Consider the following 17,402-nt stretch of genomic DNA (forward strand, 5'->3'; position numbering starts at 1 on the left):
CCATTATCCGCCCGGTTCCCCGGGAAGCGGCCGCGCGCGGCCGTGACGCGCCGCTCGGCTCAGCGGGAGGCGACTGCTCGTCCCTGAAGGGGCCAGGACCCGTCGGGGATCGGCAGGTCGGGACGGCTCTGCTGCAGGAAGTCGATCAACTGCGGATATCCCAGCATGAGACGCGTCGCGCCGAATCGGGTCGAGCTCCCCGTCTTCGCGAGGATGCCGCCGAACCGATCGCCGGGGTTGGGCTCGAGGCTGGTGAGCTCCGCGATCGGCACCTCGTTCGGCCCGCGCACCAGACCGAACGACCACACCGAGTCGGGGGTGACTTCGAGACGCATCCGCTTCATGCCGCGGGCGAGGAGGATGAACAGGATGCCGCCGACGAGCATCGCCGCCCCCGCGATGACCATTCCGATCTCGGGGTCGCGGACGAAGGCGGCTGCCAGCAGGAGCATGACCGCCAGCGGCAGGACGGCGATGCCGACGGTGCGGATGAGCACGCGCTGCCACATCCGCGTCGAGACCACGAAGAGCACGCCCTCCCGCGTCGCTCGCGCGGTCGCGCGCGACGGCGACCGCCTGATGATCGCGGTGACGATCGTCGTGATGACTCCCGCGATGAGCACGGCGACCGCCACGCTCGAATTCGCCCCCCAGTGCATGTGCGTTCCTCTTCCGCGGTTCCCGACCGCCTCGACGTTCCAGGCGTACCAGATCGGCCCCCTCATCGATACAACCGCATCGCCGTCACGCGCGGTGCCGCTGGACGTGCCATCGCGCGCGGTGCTATCGCGAACTGCTCAGCGGTGGCGGTGGCGCTGCCAGCTGGGCTGACCCTATTCGAGCAACCATCGCAGTCGCCGCGGGGCGCCGCGCCGGGGTCGTAGGTAGTCGTCGCGAGCACGGTCGTACAGCTCGGCGGGCAGCGTCACCTCCGGGTCGCTTGTGTCAGCGACGCGAGAAGGGTCGCCGCATCCGAGCGGAGGTACGCGGGGTCCATCCGTCGAGACTATGCCGCGCCTCCCCGCGCACTCGAACGCTTCGCGGAGAATGGATGCCGTGAACGCCTCGGTCTTCGTCATCCCGCTGTGGGCGGATCTCACGGCCGTCGCGCTCGGCGGCGTGCAGGGGGCCCTGTTCGCCTCGGGGTTCCAGGGCCAGCGGCGATTGGATCTGCTCGGCGTGGCGATCATCGGCATCCTGCTCGGGATGGGCGGTGGCCTCATTCGCGATCTGCTGCTCGGGCTCACCCCCGCGACGCTGCAGAGCAACTGGTACCTCATCACCGCGACGCTCGCGTCGATCGTCGGGATGCTGCTGTCGGGGATCTTCCAACGACTCAACCGTGCGATCGTCATGCTCGACGCCGTCGTCATCGGTCTGTTCGGCGCCTTCGGAACGTCCAAGGCTCTGGCGCTCGGCATGCCCGCGGTGCCGGCGGTGTTCGTGGGCGTCCTGGCCGCCGCAGGCGGCAGCGTGCTGAGGGACGTGCTCATGGGCCTGCCGGTCGCGATCATGCACGTCGGCTCGCTCTACGCGGTGGCCGCCGGCGGCGGGTGCGTCGTGCTCGCCACGACCGCGGCGTTCGGCGTCCCCCTCCCGATCGCCGCGGTCATCGGCGTGATCGTGACGACCGTCGTCCGCGTGCTCGCGGTGATCTTCGATCTCTCCCTGCCCGAACAGCGCAAGCTCTACCGCCGCAAGGTCGCGGTCGAGACCACCGGCATCCCGATCATCCGGGCCGACGACGCGGCCTGACCGCCGCGTGAGTCACGCGTCGACGACGACCTCGTCGCCCTCGCGGATCGTGCCGCCGCCGTCGACGGGAAGCAGAAGGATGCCGAGGGTCGGCTCGTCCTGACCGAACTGCGTCGTGAGCACGCGCAGCAGGCGCGCATCGCGCACGCCGGTGTCGGGGTTCGCGGTGATCGCCGCACACCGTTCGATCGGCTTCTGCACCGCGAACTCGACGTCGCCGATGCGCACGCGACCGCTCCAGTCGAGCTCCGCCCACGCGGCGGTGCCCTCGACGACGATGTTCGACCGGAAGCGGCGATCGTCCACGGGGGCGGGGACGGTGGCATCCAGGGCTCCGACCGAGGCAGCGCCGTGCAGCGAGACGAAACCGCGCGGGCGGTCTTGGAAGCGCGCCGTGCGGCCGTCGCCCAGGAGATCGAGGGGCAGGATGCCGTCGGCGTCGAGGAGCTTCGCGTCGCTCGTGGTGCGCAGGTAGGCCGTCACCGCCTCGGAGAGGCGCTGCCGCCCGCTGTCGCTGAGGTCGCCCTCCACGTCGATGTCATCGACCCGGAGGCGGAGCGTCTGCGTCTCATCGTCGAAGGTCAGATCGATCCGTGCGAGCGTGGGGAACGTCATGAGGGCGAGACCGCGGCTCTTGGGGAAGGTCGCGTCAGCGGGCTCGCGGGCGTCGGCGAAGCGGAAGACGAGCGAGCGGTCGCCCTGCACGCGGCCGTCGTCTTGGATGACGAGACTGCCGCGTCTCTCGGGCGTGAGGCCCTTGACGGGATAACGGTAGAGGGCGTCGACGCGGATCACCTGTTCATCCTGGCACCCGACGTCGCGGAACGCGTCCGAGCGGAGCTCAGTCACCGCCCGGAAGCATCTCTCCGAGGATCTGCGCCGCCGTTTCCGCGTCGATGTCGCGAAGAGCGGGGACGTCGAGAAAGTGCCGCGCCATGGTCACGCCCATGATCGATGCGACGAGGATCGCCGCTCGCTGGTGCCGGTCACGATCGCCGCCCGCGGCGAGGGCCGAGGCTCGCTCGTCGAGATAGGCGCTCATCGCATCCGCGGCCTCCGGTGAGCTCAGCATCGAGCGCATCAGCGCGCGGGTGGGGGCGTCGAGCTCATGGAACCGAGCGAGCAGCACCTGCTCCAGATGGACGCCCACCTTGCCGTCCGCCTCGTCGAGCTCGGCGACGGGTCGTACCGCGAGAGCGAACAGAGCGCTCTTCGAGCCGTAGTGCTGCATCACGAGCGACGGGTCGACTCCCGCACGCCCGGCGATCCGGCGGATCGTCGCGCCGGCCGGCCCCCGTTCGGCGAACTCCTCGCGCGCGGCCTCGAGGATGCGTTCGGCTGTCGCGGCGCGCTTCTCGGCTCGCGTCCCTGTGCGTTCCATATCTCCACTCTACAAACGTTGAGTGAAGGCGTACTGTTTCGCTCATCACTTGTTGAGCGGAGGATGCCATGACAGAAGCACACACTCGCCGGGCGTTGATCGTCGGAGCCTCTCGGGGACTCGGCCTCGCCCTCGTCGAGGAGTACGCCCGTCGGGGCGTCGAGGTCGTCGCGACGGTCCGTGATGCCGAGAGCGAGGCGCTTCGCGCCCTGACCGAGCGGTTCCCGGTCGCCGTCGAGCATGTCGACGTCACCGATGCCCTGCAGATCTCGGCATTGGCGCACCGGCTGGCGAGGGATCAGTTCGACCTGCTGTTCGTCGTCGCGGGCATCTCGCTCGCGCCCGTCGACGAACCGGCGTCCGACATCGCCGATGACGCGTTCACGCGGACCATGTTGACGAACGCGCTGGGCGCCATGCGTGTCGTGGAGCGTCTCGCGGCCCTCGTCCCTCAGACGGGCACCGTGGCGGTGATGTCATCCGGCCAGGGCAGCGTCGCGAACAACACCTCCGGCGGTTTCGAGGTCTACCGCGCGTCGAAGGCGGCGCTGAACCAGCTGATGCGCAGCTACGCCGCGCGGCACGCCGCCGAACCGAAGACGCTGCTCCTGCTGGCACCCGGCTGGATCCGCACCGACATGGGCGGCGAGGGTGCGGGTCTCGACATCGCCGAGGCCATTCCCCCGCTCGTCGACACGATAGAGGCTCAGCACGGGACGCCGGGACTGCACTACCTGGACCGCCACGGTGCGACCGTGCCGTGGTGACACGGCCGCACGCGGGTGGATTCACGAGCGCGCGAGCACCTCGCCGTGCGGCAGCAGGATCCAGCCGTCGACATCCGCCGCCCATTCGCGCCACGCGTCGGAGATCCGCTGCAACGTCTCGTCATCGGCGAGTCCGAGCCTCTTCGCGTGGCCCGCGAACGCCGAGGCGAGCACCCGGTCGGCCCACATCCCGCCCCACCAGGTGCGCCTGTCGGGGCTGTCGAACACCCAGACGCTGGCGCTCGCCTCGATGCGCGTGAACCCGGCCTGGCGGGCCCACGCCTTGAGCACCCGGCCGGCGTCAGGCTCCCCCGACACCCCGCGATGCACCCCGTGATAGATCGCGAGCCACTCATCGAGAGCGGGGATTCTGGGATGCCAGATGACCCCGCCGTAATCGACGTCGCGCACCGCGACGAGGCCGTCGGTGCCGGCGACCCGTCGGAACTCGCGCAGCGCCTCTACCGGGCGGGCGAGGTGCTGCAACACCTGATGCGCGTGCACGATGTCGAACGAGCCGTCGGGCACGTCGAGGGCATAGGCGTCGCCGGTGCGGAACTCCACATTGGTGCGGTCGCCCGCGGTGGCGCGGGCGATCGCGACGACGTCGGCGGCGGCATCCACCCCGACGACCTCTCCCGGGAAGACCCGGTCGGCGAGGTCGACGGTGATGGTGCCGGGGCCGGCGCCCACATCGAGGATGCGGACGCCGGCGGACAGCGAAGACACCAGGTAGGCCGCCGAGTCGGCGACGGTGCGCGCGGCGTGGGAACGCAGCACGCTCTCGTGGTGTCCGTGGGCGTAAGCCACGGTCGACTCCCGTTCGCGCGCGTCAGACGCCGGCCAGGGCGCCAGAGCTCTGACGGGAGCGGATCGCGCGGTTCACACCCGAGACGATCGCCTTGAGCGACGCGGTCGAGATGTCGCCGTCGATACCGACGCCCCAGAGGCGCTGATCGTCGACCTGCAGCTCGACGTAGGCGGCCGCCTGCGCGTCGCCGCCCGAGCTGAGAGCGTGCTCGACGTAGTCGTACAGGGTCACCTCGAAGCCCTGCGCGCGCACGATCTCGAGGAACGCCGCGACCGGGCCATTGCCCACTGCGGAGGCCGGGTGGCTCGCGTCGCCGTCGCGCAGCGTGACATCGAGGTGCACGTCGCCCGACATGTCGCTCGACGAGCGGGTGGAGAGCAGCTCGAAACGGCCCCAGCGCTGGTCGTCGGATTCGGACGGCAGGTATTCGTCGGTGAAGATGTCCCAGATCTGCGCGCTCGAGACCTCGCCGCCCTCGGCATCCGTGCGCGTCTGCACGACGCCCGAGAACTCGATCTGGAGCTTGCGCGGCAGGTCGATCGCATGATCGGCCTTCAGCAGGTACGCGACCCCGCCCTTGCCCGACTGCGAGTTGACACGGATGACGGCCTCGTAGGAACGCCCCAGGTCCTTCGGATCGATCGGCAGATAGGGAACCGCCCACTCGATGTCGTCGATGCTCTTGCCCTCGGCGGCCGCGCGGGCCTCCATCGCCTCGAAGCCCTTCTTGATGGCATCCTGATGCGATCCGCTGAACGCGGTGAAGACCAGATCGCCGGCCCAGGGGCTGCGCTCGGGAACGGGCAGCTGGTTGCAGTACTCGACGGTGCGCTTGACCTGGTCGATGTCGCTGAAGTCGATCTGCGGGTCGATGCCCTGCGTCAGCAGGTTGATGCCCAGCGCGACGAGGTCGACGTTGCCGGTGCGCTCACCGTTGCCGAACAGGCATCCCTCGATGCGATCGGCGCCGGCCATGTAGCCCAGCTCGGCGGCGGCGACGGCGGTGCCGCGGTCGTTGTGCGGGTGCAGCGACAGGATGACGTTCTCACGGTGGTTCAGGTGGCGCGACATCCACTCGATCGAGTCGGCGTAGACGTTCGGGGTGGCCATCTCGACCGTGGCGGGCAGGTTCAGGATGACCTTGCGCTCGGGGCTGGGCTCGAAGACCTCGAGCACCTCGTTGCAGATGCGCAGGGCGAACTCCAGCTCGGTGCCGGTGTAGCTCTCGGGCGAATACTCGTAGAAGACCTCGGTCTGCGGGATGGTCTTCTCATACTGCTTGCACAGTCGGGCGCCCTCGAGGGCGATGTCGACGATGCCCTGCTGGTCGGTGCGGAACACGACCTCGCGCTGCAGCACGCTCGTCGAGTTGTACAGGTGGACGATCGCCTGCTTCGCGCCGGCGATCGCTTCGTAGGTGCGGGCGATCAGGTGCTCGCGCGCCTGGGTCAGCACCTGGATAGTGACGTCGTCGGGGATCAGGTTGTCGTCGATCAGCTGGCGCACGAAGTCGAAGTCGGTCTGGCTCGCGCTCGGGAACCCGACCTCGATCTCCTTGTAGCCCATCTTCACGAGCAGGTCGAACATGACGCGCTTACGCTCCGGGCTCATCGGATCGATGAGCGCTTGGTTGCCGTCGCGCAGGTCGACAGCGCACCAGCGCGGGGCGATCTCGATCCGCTTCGACGGCCACGTGCGATCGGGCAGGTCGACCGCGATCTGCTCATGGAAGGGACGGTACTTGTGTACCGGAGCGGACGTGGGCTTCTGGGTGTTCTTCATGATGTGTCGCTTCTTTAGATTCGTTCGGTGGGGGCCGACGACGATCTCCGCGACGAGGAAGGCCCTTAGATCGAGGACTCGTCGCGGCAACTAAGAAGAAGCTGGCCACCGAAGCGCATGGAGTGATCGTAGCAGTCCGTCACGGAGCACTCGGTCCAGGGGCCGTCCACTCGCGGTCGAGGACCGCGTACACGAGCAGATCGCTCCACCGACCCTTGAACCACTCGTTCTCGACGAAATGGGCCTCGCGGCGCATCCCGATCCGCTCGGCGAGGGCCGCGGAGCGCTCGTTGTCGGCGTCGATCTGCGCGACAAGACGCCTGAGGCCGTACACGTCGAACGCCGTGTCGACGAGCGCGCGCACCGCTTCGGTGGCGAGGCCCTTACCGGATGCCGCCGGGCTCATCACCCATCCGATCTCGGCCGACCCCGCCTCGGCGTCGAGGTGGAAGAGGACGAGATCGCCGATGACTGCGCCGTCGTCGGTGCGCTCGATGACGAGCATGACGCCGCCACGCTCCCCCTCGAGGGAGGTGCATCCGATGAGGTGCCCGTTGCGGCGGCGGATGTCGTCGGCCGTCTGCGGTTCGAAGGGGAGGAACCGGCACACCTCCGCGTCTCCGCGGTAGACGGCCATCGCCTCGAGGTCGCTCTCCTCGAACGGACGCAGGCGCACCCGCTCGCGCGTCACCTCGAGTTTCTCGGGCGCGGGAGGAAGGACGAAGGGTGAACCTGTCACGGCAGCAGGGCGACCTTGCCGCCCGGGTGTCCGTCCATGACGAAGCGCACGGCCTCCACCGCCTCGGCGAGCGGGTAGGTGCGGCCGATGGGAACTTCGAGTGCACCGGATGCCGCCAGCTCGAGCACCCGCGCACGCGCGATGTCGCGGAAGCGGGCGCTCTCGGGTCGCGAACCGGCGATCCAGAGCACGCCGTCCTTCTTCGCGCGCTCGGGGTCGACGATCGTGACGATGCGGTCCCGCTCCGCGACGAGGGCGAGGGAGACCTCGAACGCCTCGTCGGTGCCGACGGCGTCCCACGCCGCAGCGATGGGGGCCCCCTCGGCGGCCTCCTCGACCCGCTCGCGCAGACCGTCACCGTAGGCCACCGGGATGCCGCCGTAGCGACGGACGCGGTCGGCCGACTTCTCGGCATCCGGGCCCACCGTTCCGATGACGCGGACGCCGAGCTTGCGCGCCTGCTGCAGGAGGCTCACTCCCACCGCTCCGGAGGCGGCGTGCAGAAGCACCAGGTCACCCTCGCCGACGCGTGTGACCTGGATCATCTCGGCCGCCGTGGTGCCGGCGAGCAGGAGGTTCGCGGCCTCTGCGTGCGAGAGGTTCGCGGGCTTGGCGAAGACATCGCGTGAGGCGATCGTGAGTTCGGTGGCATAGGCCCCCTGCACACGGAACGCGACGACTTCGTCACCGACGTGCAGCTCCCCCGCGCCGCCGAGGGCGTCGGAGCCGACGGCGGTGATCTCGCCCGACAACTCGTAGCCGATCGGCACGGGGAACTCGGCGCCGGGGCGTGCGGTGGCGACGTGCTTGGCATCCGCGGGGTTGATGCCCGCCGCCCGGACGCGGACGGTCACCTCGCCGGATCCGGGCGGCGCGACCTCCACCTCGTCGAAGCTCCACGTGTCGATCGGGCCCGGAGCCGGGGCCGTCCACCTCATCGCCATGGTCACGCCTTTCGTTGCGAATGTTCGCCGCCGAGCGCAGACCCGGCGCGAGAAGTTCGGAGGGACCGGTCAGAAGCCGAGACGGCCGAGTTGCTTCGGATCGCGCTGCCACTCCTTGGCGACGCGAACGTGCAGGGACAGGTAGACGCGGCCGCCGACGAGCGGCTCGATGCCTGCTCGTGCCCGCGCACCGACGTCGGCGAGTCGTGAGCCCTTGCGCCCGATGATGATCGCCTTCTGACTGTCGCGCTCGACGACGATGTTCGCCCACACGTCGGTGAGGTCGCTGTCTTCCCGCGGAGCGACGTCGTCGACCGTCACGGCAATCGAGTGCGGGAGTTCATCGCGAACGCCGTGGAGGGCTGCTTCGCGGATGATCTCGGCGATCCGGTCCTCGAGGGCCTCGTCGGTGACGACATCGTCCTCGTACAGCGCGGGACCGACCGGCATGAGCGCGAGGAGCTCGTCGCTCAGCACGTCGAGCTGGTCGTTCGTGACGGCGGAGAGCGGGATGACCGCTGCCCAGTCCTCGCGAAGCGCGTCGACTTCGATGAGACGTTCGGTGATCTGATCCCGCGTCGCAGCGTCGGTCTTGGTGACGAGGGCCACCTTCTTGGCCCGCGGATAGCCGGAGAGGGACTCGGCGATGCGGCGGTCGCCCGGGCCGACCTTCTCGGTGGCGGGCGCGCAGAAAGCGATCACGTCGACGTCGCCGAGGACCTGCTCGACGAGGTCGTTGAGCCGCTGGCCGAGAAGAGTGCGGGGCCGGTGGATGCCGGGGGTGTCGACGACCACGAGCTGACCGCCGGGGCGGTTGACGATGCCGCGGATCGCGCGACGAGTGGTCTGCGGCTTATCGCTCGTGATGGCGACTTTCTCGCCCACGAGCGCGTTGGTCAACGTGGACTTGCCGACGTTCGGCCGGCCCACGAAGGTCACGAAACCGGATCGGGTGTCGGTCATCTGTCGTTCCTCTCACGCTGCGAGGTCTCTGCCTCGGCGTTCTCGTCGTCTGTCGTCTCGGCCCGCTCCACGATGACCGTCGCGATTCCGCGGTTGCGCCCCCGCGAGGCGCCGCCGGTCATCACGAGGCCGGAGTGCTCCGCAGTCGCGCCGGGTTGCGGGATGCGGCCCAGCGCTTTGCCGAGCAGGCCCCCGATCGAATCCACGTCTTCGTCGTCGAGCTCGAGGCCGAACAGGTCGCCGACCTCGTCGAGACCGAGACGCGCATTGACGCGGTAACGGCCGTCGGGGAGCTCCACGATCTCGGTGGACGGGGCGTCGTACTCGTCGGCGATCTCGCCCACGAGCTCTTCGATCAGGTCTTCCAGGGTCACCAGGCCCGCGACGCCGCCGTACTCGTCGACGACGAGGCAGACGTGCACGGCGTCTTTCTTCATCTGCTGGAGAAGCGTCTCTGCCTTCATCGATTCGGGGACGAAGACGGCCGGACGCGCGATGCGGCGGATCGGTGCATCGCGCCAGCCGGCTTCGTCACGGAAGCCGAACTGGACGAGATCTTTGAGATACAGCACACCGACGATGTCGTCGGCTTCGTCGTCGGCGAGAGGGATGCGAGAGACGCCTTTGTCGAGAAAGAGCGCGAGCGCCTCGCGGGAGGTGGCCGCGGCATCCACGCTCACCATGTCGGTGCGGGGCACCATGACTTCGCGTACGTAGCGATCGGTGAAATCGAAGACCGAGTGAATGAGCTCGCGATCGTCCTCTTCGATGAGCTCGTTCTCGGCCGCCTCGTCGATGATGCTGAGCAGCTGCTCCTCGGACGCGAACGACGTCGAGTGGGCGACACCGGGCGTCACGCGGTTGCCCACTGCGACGAGCCCGTGAGCGAGGGGCCCGAGCAGGACGCGCATTCCGCGGATGACCGGTGCTCCCCCGCGCAAGAGCCCACGAGCGTGCTGGCGGCCGACGGAGCGTGGGCTCGCGCCGACGGCGACGAAGGAGATGCCCGTCATCAGGACGGCCGCGGCGAGCACCGCGAGCAGGATGTTGTCGAAGATGAGCATGAACGCCGCCGCGACGAGCACGGCCGCGGTCGTCTCAGCGAGCACGCGGATGAACGAGACGGCGGTGACGTGGGCGTTGGTGTCGTCGCCGATACGACGCAGGGACCGCGCGTTGCGGCCGCCCGATCCGAGTTCGATCAGGTCGACGCGCGAAGTCACGCCCAGCGCCGCCTCGAACGCCGCCATCAGGCCGCCGAAGGCGACGAGCAGGAAGGCGGTGACGAGGAGCAGGGCCTCGGTCATGCGCGGCGCTGGCGCTCGACGGCCTGGAAGCCGGCGATGAGCTCGCGCTGCAGTCCGAACATCTCACGCTCCTCGTCGGGTTCGGCGTGGTCGAACCCGAGCAGGTGCAGCAGGCCGTGGGTGGTGAGGAGGATCAGTTCGTCTTGCGTGGAGTGCTTCGCAGCGACGGCCTGCGTCTCGGCCACGGCCGGGCAGAGCACGATGTCGCCGAGCAGGCCCGCGGGGGTGGGTGCGTCCTCGGAGCCGGGGCGCAGCTCGTCCATCGGGAAGCTGAGCACATCGGTGGGGCCGGGCTCGTCCATCCACTGCACGTGCAGGGACTCCATGGCGCCTTCGTCGACGAGCACGATGGCGACGTCGGCGTCGGCGCTGACGTGGAGTTCCGTCAGGTTGTATTCCATGAGACGCAGCAGTACCTGCTCGTCGATCTGGTGGTCGGATTCGTTGTTGATCTCGATCGTCATGAGCGGTTTCGTCTCGGGAGGTGATCGCGGGGACCGGCGGCGCTCGAGCCGCGTCGCTCCGCACGGGTGGCGAACTCGGATGCCTCATCCCGCTCGCGACGAGCGGCCAAGCGCTTCTCGTCGTATTCGCTGTACGCGTCGACGATGCGACCCACGAGGCTGTGGCGCACGACGTCGTCGCTCGTGAGGCGGGAGAAATGGATGTCGTCGATGTGGTCGAGCACGCGCGTGACGAGGCGCAGACCCGAGGCGCCCTGGGGCAGGTCGACCTGCGTGATGTCGCCGGTCACGACCATGCGCGTGCCGAAACCGAGGCGCGTGAGGAACATCTTCATCTGCTCGGGCGTGGTGTTCTGCGCCTCGTCCAGCACGACGAAGGAATCGTTCAGCGTGCGACCGCGCATATAGGCCAGGGGGGCGACCTCGATCGTTCCCGTCGCCATGAGCTTCGGGACGATATCGGGGTCCATCATCTCGTTGAGCGCGTCGTAGAGCGGGCGAAGGTACGGGTCGATCTTGTCGGTGAGGGTGCCGGGGAGGAACCCGAGCCGCTCCCCCGCCTCGACGGCCGGGCGCGTGAGGATGATCCGCGTGACTTCTTTGCGCTGCAGAGCTTGAACGGCCTTGGCCATGGCGAGATAGGTCTTGCCGGTACCGGCTGGCCCGATGCCGAAGACGATCGTGTTCTCGTCTATCGCGTCGACGTACTCTTTCTGGCCGGCGGTCTTGGGGCGGATGGTCTTTCCGCGCGACGACAGGATCGCCTCTCCCATGACTTCGGAGGGCCGCGGGCCCCCGTCGGAGAGCATGCGGTTCGAGCTCGACACGTCGGACGGGTCGAGGCCCTGGCCCGAGCGGGTCATGCTGAGCAGTTCGTCGACCAGACCGCGGGCCGCGCGCACGGCACCCGGCGCACCGGTCAGCGTGATCTCGTTGCCGCGCACGTGGACGTCGACACCGGGGTGCTCCTTCTCGACAACACGCAGGAGACGATCCTGCGGGCCGAGAAGCTGCACCATGGCCACGCCGTCGACCTGGATGTGGTCGGAGACGATTTCTTCGGCGGAGTCAGCCACCCAGGCTCTTTTCGTTCAGGCCACCCGCGAGGACGTGGGCGTGCACATGGAAGACGGTCTGACCGGCACCCTCGCCGGTGTTGAAGATGAGGCGGAAGTCGCCATCGGCGTGCTCGGCGGCGACCGAATCGGCGAGCCCGATGAGCTCGGCGAGGAGAGCGGGATCACCCGCGGCGAGCTCGACCACGTTGCGGTACCGCTGCGTCTTGGGGATGACGAGCAGGTGCACGGGCGCCTGAGGCGCGATGTCGCGGATCGCGAAGACGTTCTCGGTCTCGGCGACGATCTCGGCGGGGATCTCGCCCTGCAGGATGCGCGTGAAGATCGACGGTTCGCTCATGGCATCCAGTCTAGTGACGGCCTCCGACACCGGGGCTGGGCCGTTCGTGACGCGCTGACCGGTGCGGCGCCGACGGGGCGCGCCCCCATCGGCGCCGTCCGCCCCGGGTCGCCGAGAGGAGCGGTGCCGATCCACGGGGAGCAAGCTCGGGTGGAGCTCACCAACGACCGTGCGCCGCCGACAGCACCGAGATCGCCGCAGCCCCCGCGGTGGAGGTCCGCAGCACCGTGTCGCCGAGGCGCACGATCCGCGCGCCCGCGCCCTCGAGGGCCGTGAGCTCCTCGGGCGCGATCCCGCCCTCGGGGCCTACGACGAGCACCACGTCGCGACCGTCCGACGCCTCCGCGGCGACCTCGGTGAGACGAGCGGATGCCGACGGCTCCAGCACCAAGATCTGGGCCGCGCCGGCGAGGCGGACGAGGTCGGCCGTTCGCGCGACTCCCTCGACCTCGGGAATCCACGCGCGGTGGGCCTGCTTCGCCGCTTCGCGGACGATCGTGCGCCAGCGGGCCAGACCCTTCTCGGCTTTCGCGTCCCAGCGCGAGACGCTTCGCGACGCCTGCCACGGCACGATCGCGTCGACACCGAGCTCCGTCGCCGCCTGGACGGCGAGCTCGTCGCGGTCGCCCTTTGCGAGGGCCTGCACGAGCACGAAGCGCGGGGAGGGCGCGGGGACCTCGTCGCGTCCGGTGACGCGCACGTCGACCTGTTTCGGGGTCGCCGCGGTCACGATGCCCGACAGCCACACCCCGCGCCCGTCGCCGAGCGTCACCGCCTCGTCGACGCGCACGCGCCGGACGGCCGAGGCGTGGTGTGCCTCGGCACCAGTGAGTTCGACGGTGTCGCCCGGGCGGGCGGAACCGGCGTCGTCGCAGACGAAGTGCAGCGCCACGGTCAGTGCCGGAAGCGGTCGCGGAACTTGCTGAACATTCCCTGCTGGTGCTCGGCCAGACGGGGCTTCGGCGCCTTGGTGCGCTTGGCGAACTCCTCGATGAGGGCGCGCTCCTTGTGGTCGAGGCGCGTCGGGGTCACCACGTGCACGCCGACGCGGAGGTCGCCGCGCTGGCTCCCACGCAACGGCGTGATGCCGCGGCCCTTGATCGTCAGGACGTCGCCCGATTGCACGCCCGGGCGCACTTCGAGGTCGACGCTGCCGTCGAGGGACTGGATCGAGGTGTTCGTACCGAGGATGGCATCCGGCATCGACACCTCGAGGGTTGCGACGAGGTCATCGCCCTCACGGCTGAAGGACTCGTGGGTCTCGACGGTGATCTCGAGGTAGAGGTCGCCGTTGGGACCGCCCGCGGGCCCGACCTCGCCGGAGCCGGGGAGTTGCAGGCGCAGGCCGGACTCGACGCCGGCGGGGATGTCGACCGACACGGTGCGGCGGGCGCGGACGCGTCCCTGACCCTGACAGGTGCCGCAGGGGTACGGGATGGTCGTGCCGTGGCCCTGGCAGACGCTGCAGGGGGCACTGGTGACCACGTTGCCGAGCAGGCTGCGCACGGTGCGCTGCACGTGGCCGGAGCCGTGGCAGATGTCGCAGGTGACCTCGCTGGTACCGGGCTGCGTGCAGGCGCCCTGACACGTCTCGCACAGCACCGCGGTGTCGACCTCGAGGTCGCGATGGGTGCCGAAGACGACGTCGCCGAGGTCGAGCGTGACGCGCACGAGGGCGTCTTGTCCGCGCTCGCGGCGCGAACGCGGTCGAGGTCCGCGGCCGCCTCCACCCTGGCCTCCGCCGCCGAAGAACGTCTCGAAGATGTCGCTGAAACCACCGAAGCCGGCCGCGCCCCCACCACCGAAGGGGCTCTGGTCGCCGCCCGTGTCGTACCGACGGCGCTGCTCGGGGTCGCTCAACACGTCGTAAGCGTGGGTGACGAGCTTGAAGCGCTCGGACGCGTCTTCTCCCGGGTTGACATCGGGGTGGAGCTGACGCGCCAGACGGCGGTACGCCTTCTTGATGTCTTCGGGGCTGGCATCGCGTTCGACGCCCAGGACCTCGTAGTGGTCAGCCACAATCGCCTTCCTGTCCGCTTGCGCGGGGTCGTTCTCGGGTGGGGTGCTCGGAGCGCTCGTCGTCAGCGAGACGCGTCGTCGTCTTCGAGCATCCGGGTCAGATAGTGCGCGACGGCACGAACCGCCGCGAGGTTGGAGGAGTAGTCCATGCGGGTGGGACCGAGCAGGCCCACGCGTGCGCCGCCGGTGGAGCCGTCGTACCGGCTGGCGAGCACCGAGGCCTCGACCAGGCCGAAGGGCTCGTTCTCGCGGCCGATGCTGGCCGACAGGCCCTTCTCGTCGGCGACCATCTCGCTCATGAGACGCAGGAGCGTCACCTGCTCCTCGATGGCCTCGAGCAGCGGGTAGATGCTGCCGCGAAAGTCGGACTCACGCTTGGCGAGCGTCGCTGCACCGGCCAGGACCAGGCGGTCCTGGCGGAACTCCTCGAGCTCTTCCCCGACCACGCGCAGCACCGCATCGGCGATCGCGTCGAGCGCGACCCCGGGGCGCGGTCCGTCAGCCAGAGCCGCTTGCACCCGATGCGAGCTGTCGGCGACGCTTCGCCCGACGAGCACCGCCCCCACTCGGGCGCGCAGCTGGATGATGTCCGCCTCGGTCGGCTCCGTGGGCACGAGAGCGATCCGTTGCGACACCCGGCCGGTATCGGTGACGAGGATGACCAGCAGGCGCGGTCCGCCGAGCGCGACGAGCTCGACGTGGGTCACGTTTGCGCGGGCGAACGAGGGATACTGCACGATCGCAACCTGGCCGGTCAGCTGTGTGAGCGCTCGGACGGTACGCGCCAGCAGGTCGTCGAGGTCGCCCGCCTCGTCGAGGAAAGACGTGATCGCGCTGCGCTGCGCACCCGAGAGCGGGCGGAGTTCCGCGAGGTGATCGACGAAGACGCGGTAGCCCTTGTCGGTCGGGACGCGCCCCGACGACGTGTGCGGCGCAACGATGAGGTCCTCGTCTTCGAGCAGCGCCATGTCGTTGCGGATCGTGGCCGCCGACACTCCGAACGCGTGACGGTCGACGATCGCCTTGCTTCCGACGGGCTCACGTGTATCGACGTAGTCCTGGACGATCGCGCGGAGCACCTGAAGGCCTCGTTCCGACACCATGAGCTGCTCCTCCCGTCTGGCACTCGCATCTGTGGAGTGCCAATTCTACGGGATCGGTCCGACCCGGTGCCGGGGGCTCGCGGATCAGGCCGTCAGAGACCGCACCACGGCATCCGCCAAGAGGCGCCCGCGCAGGGTCAGCACGATGCGTCCCCGCACGGCATCGCGTCCCTCGATCAGACCGTCCGCGATGAGGGATGCCACGGCCTTGCGGCCTTCCCCGAGGATCTCCGACACCGCGAGGCCGTCGCGGATGCGGCTGCGCAGCAGCACCGACTCGAGCCGGCGCGCGGTCTCATCGGGGCGTTCCCGCGCGGCGGCCGGGGACTCGAGCGCGGCCAGGCGCTGAGCGTACGCGGCCGGATGCTTCACGTTCCACCAGCGGAGCCCGCCGACGTGGCTGTGAGCTCCCGGCCCGAAGCCCCACCAGTCGGTGCCGCGCCAGTAGGCGAGGTTGTGGCGAGAGCGGTGCGAAACGCCTCGGGACCAGTTCGACACCTCGTACCAGTCGAAGCCGGCGGCGCCGAGCAGCTCGTCGGCAAGCTCGTACATGTCGGCCTGGAGGTCGTCGGACGGCTCTGCGACCGCACCCGAGCGGATCTGACGCGCGAGCTTCGTGCCGTCTTCGACGATCAGCGCATAGGCCGAGATGTGGTCGGGTTCGAGCGCGATGGCCGCCTCGAGGGAGGCCCGCCAGTCGTCGAGCGACTCCCCCGGCGCGCCGTAGATGAGATCGACCGACACGTCGAGGCCCGCCCGGCGGGCCGCTGCCACGGCGGTGGCGACGTTCAGGGGGTCGTGAGTGCGGTCGAGGACCGCGAGCACGTGCGGTCGCGCCGACTGCATGCCGATCGACAGCCGCGTGACGCCCGCGTCGGCGAGGGTGCGCGCCACGGTGTCGTCGACGGTGTCGGGGTTGGCTTCGACCGAGACCTCGGCACCCTCGGCGATCCCGAACTCGTCCCGCACCGCCTCGAGCATCCGCGCGAGATCACCGGGCGGAAGAAGCGTCGGTGTGCCTCCTCCGAAGAAGACGGTGGATGCCGCGCGGCGGCCGCCCGCGGCATCCATCACTCCCCCCGCCAGGCGCACCTCGGCGGCGAGCGTGTCGGCGAAGTCGTCTTGGCGCGCGCCGCGCAGCTCGCTGGCGGTATAGGTGTTGAAGTCGCAGTAACCGCACCGCACGCGACAGAAGGGGACGTGCAGGTACACGCCGAAATCGGCCGCGGGGTCGATGGCGAGATCGGCGGGCAGGCGTCCATCGACCGGGGCGGGGTCTCCGAGTGGGAGGGGGCCGCCCATCAGGACGCGTACAGCGGAGAGATGGCGCGGAGGTACCGGGCGAACAGCGCCTTGCGGCGGCGGCGTACGCGGCTGCCGAAGAGGCGGTAGGTCGGAGCCGTAGGGCGGTCGAAGGCGCGGACCACGAACCAGACCTCATCGTTGTCTCGCCATTCGACCGAGAACAGCTCCTCGCCGCTGACGATCGAGTGGCCGACCGTGCCGAGGATGAAACCGACGCGGCGGGGCTCCTCGAAGACCGAGATGACGCGGAGTTCGGCGTCGGCGCGGTGCCCGTCGACCTTGCCGTGCAGACGGATGCCGGTGCCGGGACGGACGAAGGGTGTGCCGTCGGCGGCGAAACGCTGCTCGGCCTCGAGGCTGCTGGGCGCGACGGGAGCACCGTCGGCGTCGAAGCCGACGCCGGAGTACCCCTCTCCAGACGCGGGACGGACGTCGCTGATGCTCAACTCACCGGCACGTAGCGGCGCCCACGACAGCAGCAGCTCGCCGGCGGCGGCGAAGCGCTCCTCGCCGCTGCCGATGCGCCACGCGTCCTCTGCCGGTACCGAGTTCTCGGGCGGGTACTGCATCAGATCGTGCGCCTGGGTGGCGCCGACAGCGGCGTAGTCGACCGTGTCATCGGTGAAGTTCTGCCTGCGCATGGTTC

The 17,402-nt window shown here is 69.6% G+C and carries 19 protein-coding genes; 2 read left to right on the plus strand and 17 right to left on the minus strand.

Features of this window, described 5'->3' with window-relative positions; all coding sequences use genetic code 11:
* Positions 1 to 59: 59 nt before the first annotated feature.
* A complete protein-coding gene (locus tag NE358_RS08400; protein ID WP_116239828.1) occupies positions 60 to 659 on the minus strand; it encodes a hypothetical protein in 600 nt (199 codons plus the stop codon).
* 388 nt (positions 660 to 1,047) lie between these two features.
* On the opposite strand from NE358_RS08400, the gene NE358_RS08405 reads away from it, so the two are divergent.
* Positions 1,048 to 1,755, plus strand: a complete 708-nt coding sequence (locus NE358_RS08405) for a trimeric intracellular cation channel family protein (protein WP_378713024.1) — start codon at positions 1,048 to 1,050, stop codon at positions 1,753 to 1,755.
* A gap of 12 nt (positions 1,756 to 1,767) precedes the next feature.
* Here NE358_RS08405 and NE358_RS08410 read toward each other — a convergent pair whose 3' ends face one another.
* Both NE358_RS08410 and NE358_RS08415 read right to left on the minus strand, forming a co-directional pair.
* Positions 1,768 to 2,550, minus strand: coding sequence for an MOSC domain-containing protein (locus NE358_RS08410; protein ID WP_289942585.1), 783 nt, complete (start codon positions 2,548 to 2,550; stop codon positions 1,768 to 1,770).
* 46 nt (positions 2,551 to 2,596) lie between these two features.
* Positions 2,597 to 3,136 carry a TetR/AcrR family transcriptional regulator gene (locus tag NE358_RS08415; protein ID WP_103209250.1) on the minus strand — a complete coding sequence of 180 codons (540 nt, stop codon included), beginning with the start codon at positions 3,134 to 3,136 and terminating at the stop codon, positions 2,597 to 2,599.
* A gap of 68 nt (positions 3,137 to 3,204) precedes the next feature.
* Here NE358_RS08415 and NE358_RS08420 point away from each other — a divergent pair, with 68 nt between their 5' ends.
* Positions 3,205 to 3,903, plus strand: coding sequence for an SDR family oxidoreductase (locus tag NE358_RS08420; RefSeq protein ID WP_289942586.1), 699 nt, complete (start codon positions 3,205 to 3,207; stop codon positions 3,901 to 3,903).
* A gap of 21 nt (positions 3,904 to 3,924) precedes the next feature.
* Here NE358_RS08420 and NE358_RS08425 read toward each other — a convergent pair whose 3' ends face one another.
* From NE358_RS08425 to NE358_RS08490, 14 genes are all read right to left on the minus strand, one after another.
* Complete coding sequence (locus NE358_RS08425) at positions 3,925 to 4,713, minus strand: methyltransferase domain-containing protein (RefSeq protein ID WP_289942587.1); 789 nt, start codon at positions 4,711 to 4,713, stop codon at positions 3,925 to 3,927.
* A gap of 22 nt (positions 4,714 to 4,735) precedes the next feature.
* Positions 4,736 to 6,496 carry a 2-isopropylmalate synthase gene (gene leuA, locus NE358_RS08430; RefSeq protein WP_141377842.1) on the minus strand — a complete coding sequence of 587 codons (1,761 nt, stop codon included), beginning with the start codon at positions 6,494 to 6,496 and terminating at the stop codon, positions 4,736 to 4,738.
* Positions 6,497 to 6,635: 139 nt separating this feature from the next.
* On the minus strand, positions 6,636 to 7,235 hold the full coding sequence (locus NE358_RS08435) for a GNAT family N-acetyltransferase (protein WP_141377840.1): 600 nt from the start codon (positions 7,233 to 7,235) through the stop codon (positions 6,636 to 6,638).
* Positions 7,232 to 8,179 (minus strand): quinone oxidoreductase family protein, encoded by a 948-nt coding sequence (locus NE358_RS08440; RefSeq protein ID WP_141377838.1) that lies wholly within the window; start codon positions 8,177 to 8,179, stop codon positions 7,232 to 7,234. The genes NE358_RS08435 and NE358_RS08440 overlap by 4 nt, the downstream gene beginning before the upstream one ends.
* Before the next feature lie 69 nt (positions 8,180 to 8,248).
* Entirely contained in the window at positions 8,249 to 9,142 is an 894-nt protein-coding gene (gene era, locus NE358_RS08445; protein WP_103209240.1) for a GTPase Era, read from the minus strand.
* Positions 9,139 to 10,449 carry a hemolysin family protein gene (locus NE358_RS08450; protein WP_103209238.1) on the minus strand — a complete coding sequence of 437 codons (1,311 nt, stop codon included), beginning with the start codon at positions 10,447 to 10,449 and terminating at the stop codon, positions 9,139 to 9,141. The genes era and NE358_RS08450 overlap by 4 nt, the downstream gene beginning before the upstream one ends.
* Positions 10,446 to 10,913: an rRNA maturation RNase YbeY gene (ybeY, locus tag NE358_RS08455; RefSeq protein WP_103209235.1), complete on the minus strand. Its 468-nt coding sequence runs from the start codon at positions 10,911 to 10,913 to the stop codon at positions 10,446 to 10,448. The genes NE358_RS08450 and ybeY overlap by 4 nt, the downstream gene beginning before the upstream one ends.
* Positions 10,910 to 11,989, minus strand: a complete 1,080-nt coding sequence (locus tag NE358_RS08460; protein ID WP_103209232.1) for a PhoH family protein — start codon at positions 11,987 to 11,989, stop codon at positions 10,910 to 10,912. The genes ybeY and NE358_RS08460 overlap by 4 nt, the downstream gene beginning before the upstream one ends.
* Positions 11,982 to 12,329, minus strand: coding sequence for an HIT domain-containing protein (locus NE358_RS08465; protein ID WP_103209230.1), 348 nt, complete (start codon positions 12,327 to 12,329; stop codon positions 11,982 to 11,984). Before NE358_RS08465 ends, NE358_RS08460 begins: the two co-directional genes overlap by 8 nt.
* A 157-nt stretch (positions 12,330 to 12,486) precedes the next feature.
* Entirely contained in the window at positions 12,487 to 13,221 is a 735-nt protein-coding gene (locus tag NE358_RS08470; RefSeq protein WP_116239836.1) for a 16S rRNA (uracil(1498)-N(3))-methyltransferase, read from the minus strand.
* A gap of 2 nt (positions 13,222 to 13,223) precedes the next feature.
* The gene (dnaJ, locus tag NE358_RS08475) at positions 13,224 to 14,348 is read right to left on the minus strand and encodes a molecular chaperone DnaJ (protein ID WP_289942589.1); all 1,125 of its coding nucleotides are present in this window, start codon (positions 14,346 to 14,348) and stop codon (positions 13,224 to 13,226) included.
* A 62-nt stretch (positions 14,349 to 14,410) separates the two neighbouring features.
* Positions 14,411 to 15,451: a heat-inducible transcriptional repressor HrcA gene (gene hrcA, locus NE358_RS08480; RefSeq protein ID WP_141377835.1), complete on the minus strand. Its 1,041-nt coding sequence runs from the start codon at positions 15,449 to 15,451 to the stop codon at positions 14,411 to 14,413.
* An 84-nt stretch (positions 15,452 to 15,535) separates the two neighbouring features.
* A complete protein-coding gene (hemW, locus tag NE358_RS08485) occupies positions 15,536 to 16,753 on the minus strand; it encodes a radical SAM family heme chaperone HemW (RefSeq protein WP_289942590.1) in 1,218 nt (405 codons plus the stop codon).
* A complete protein-coding gene (locus NE358_RS08490; protein ID WP_103209217.1) occupies positions 16,753 to 17,397 on the minus strand; it encodes a DUF1990 domain-containing protein in 645 nt (214 codons plus the stop codon). Before NE358_RS08490 ends, hemW begins: the two co-directional genes overlap by 1 nt.
* Positions 17,398 to 17,402 lie beyond the last annotated feature (5 nt).

It is taken from the genome of Sphingomonas sp. G5 (assembly GCF_052660795.1).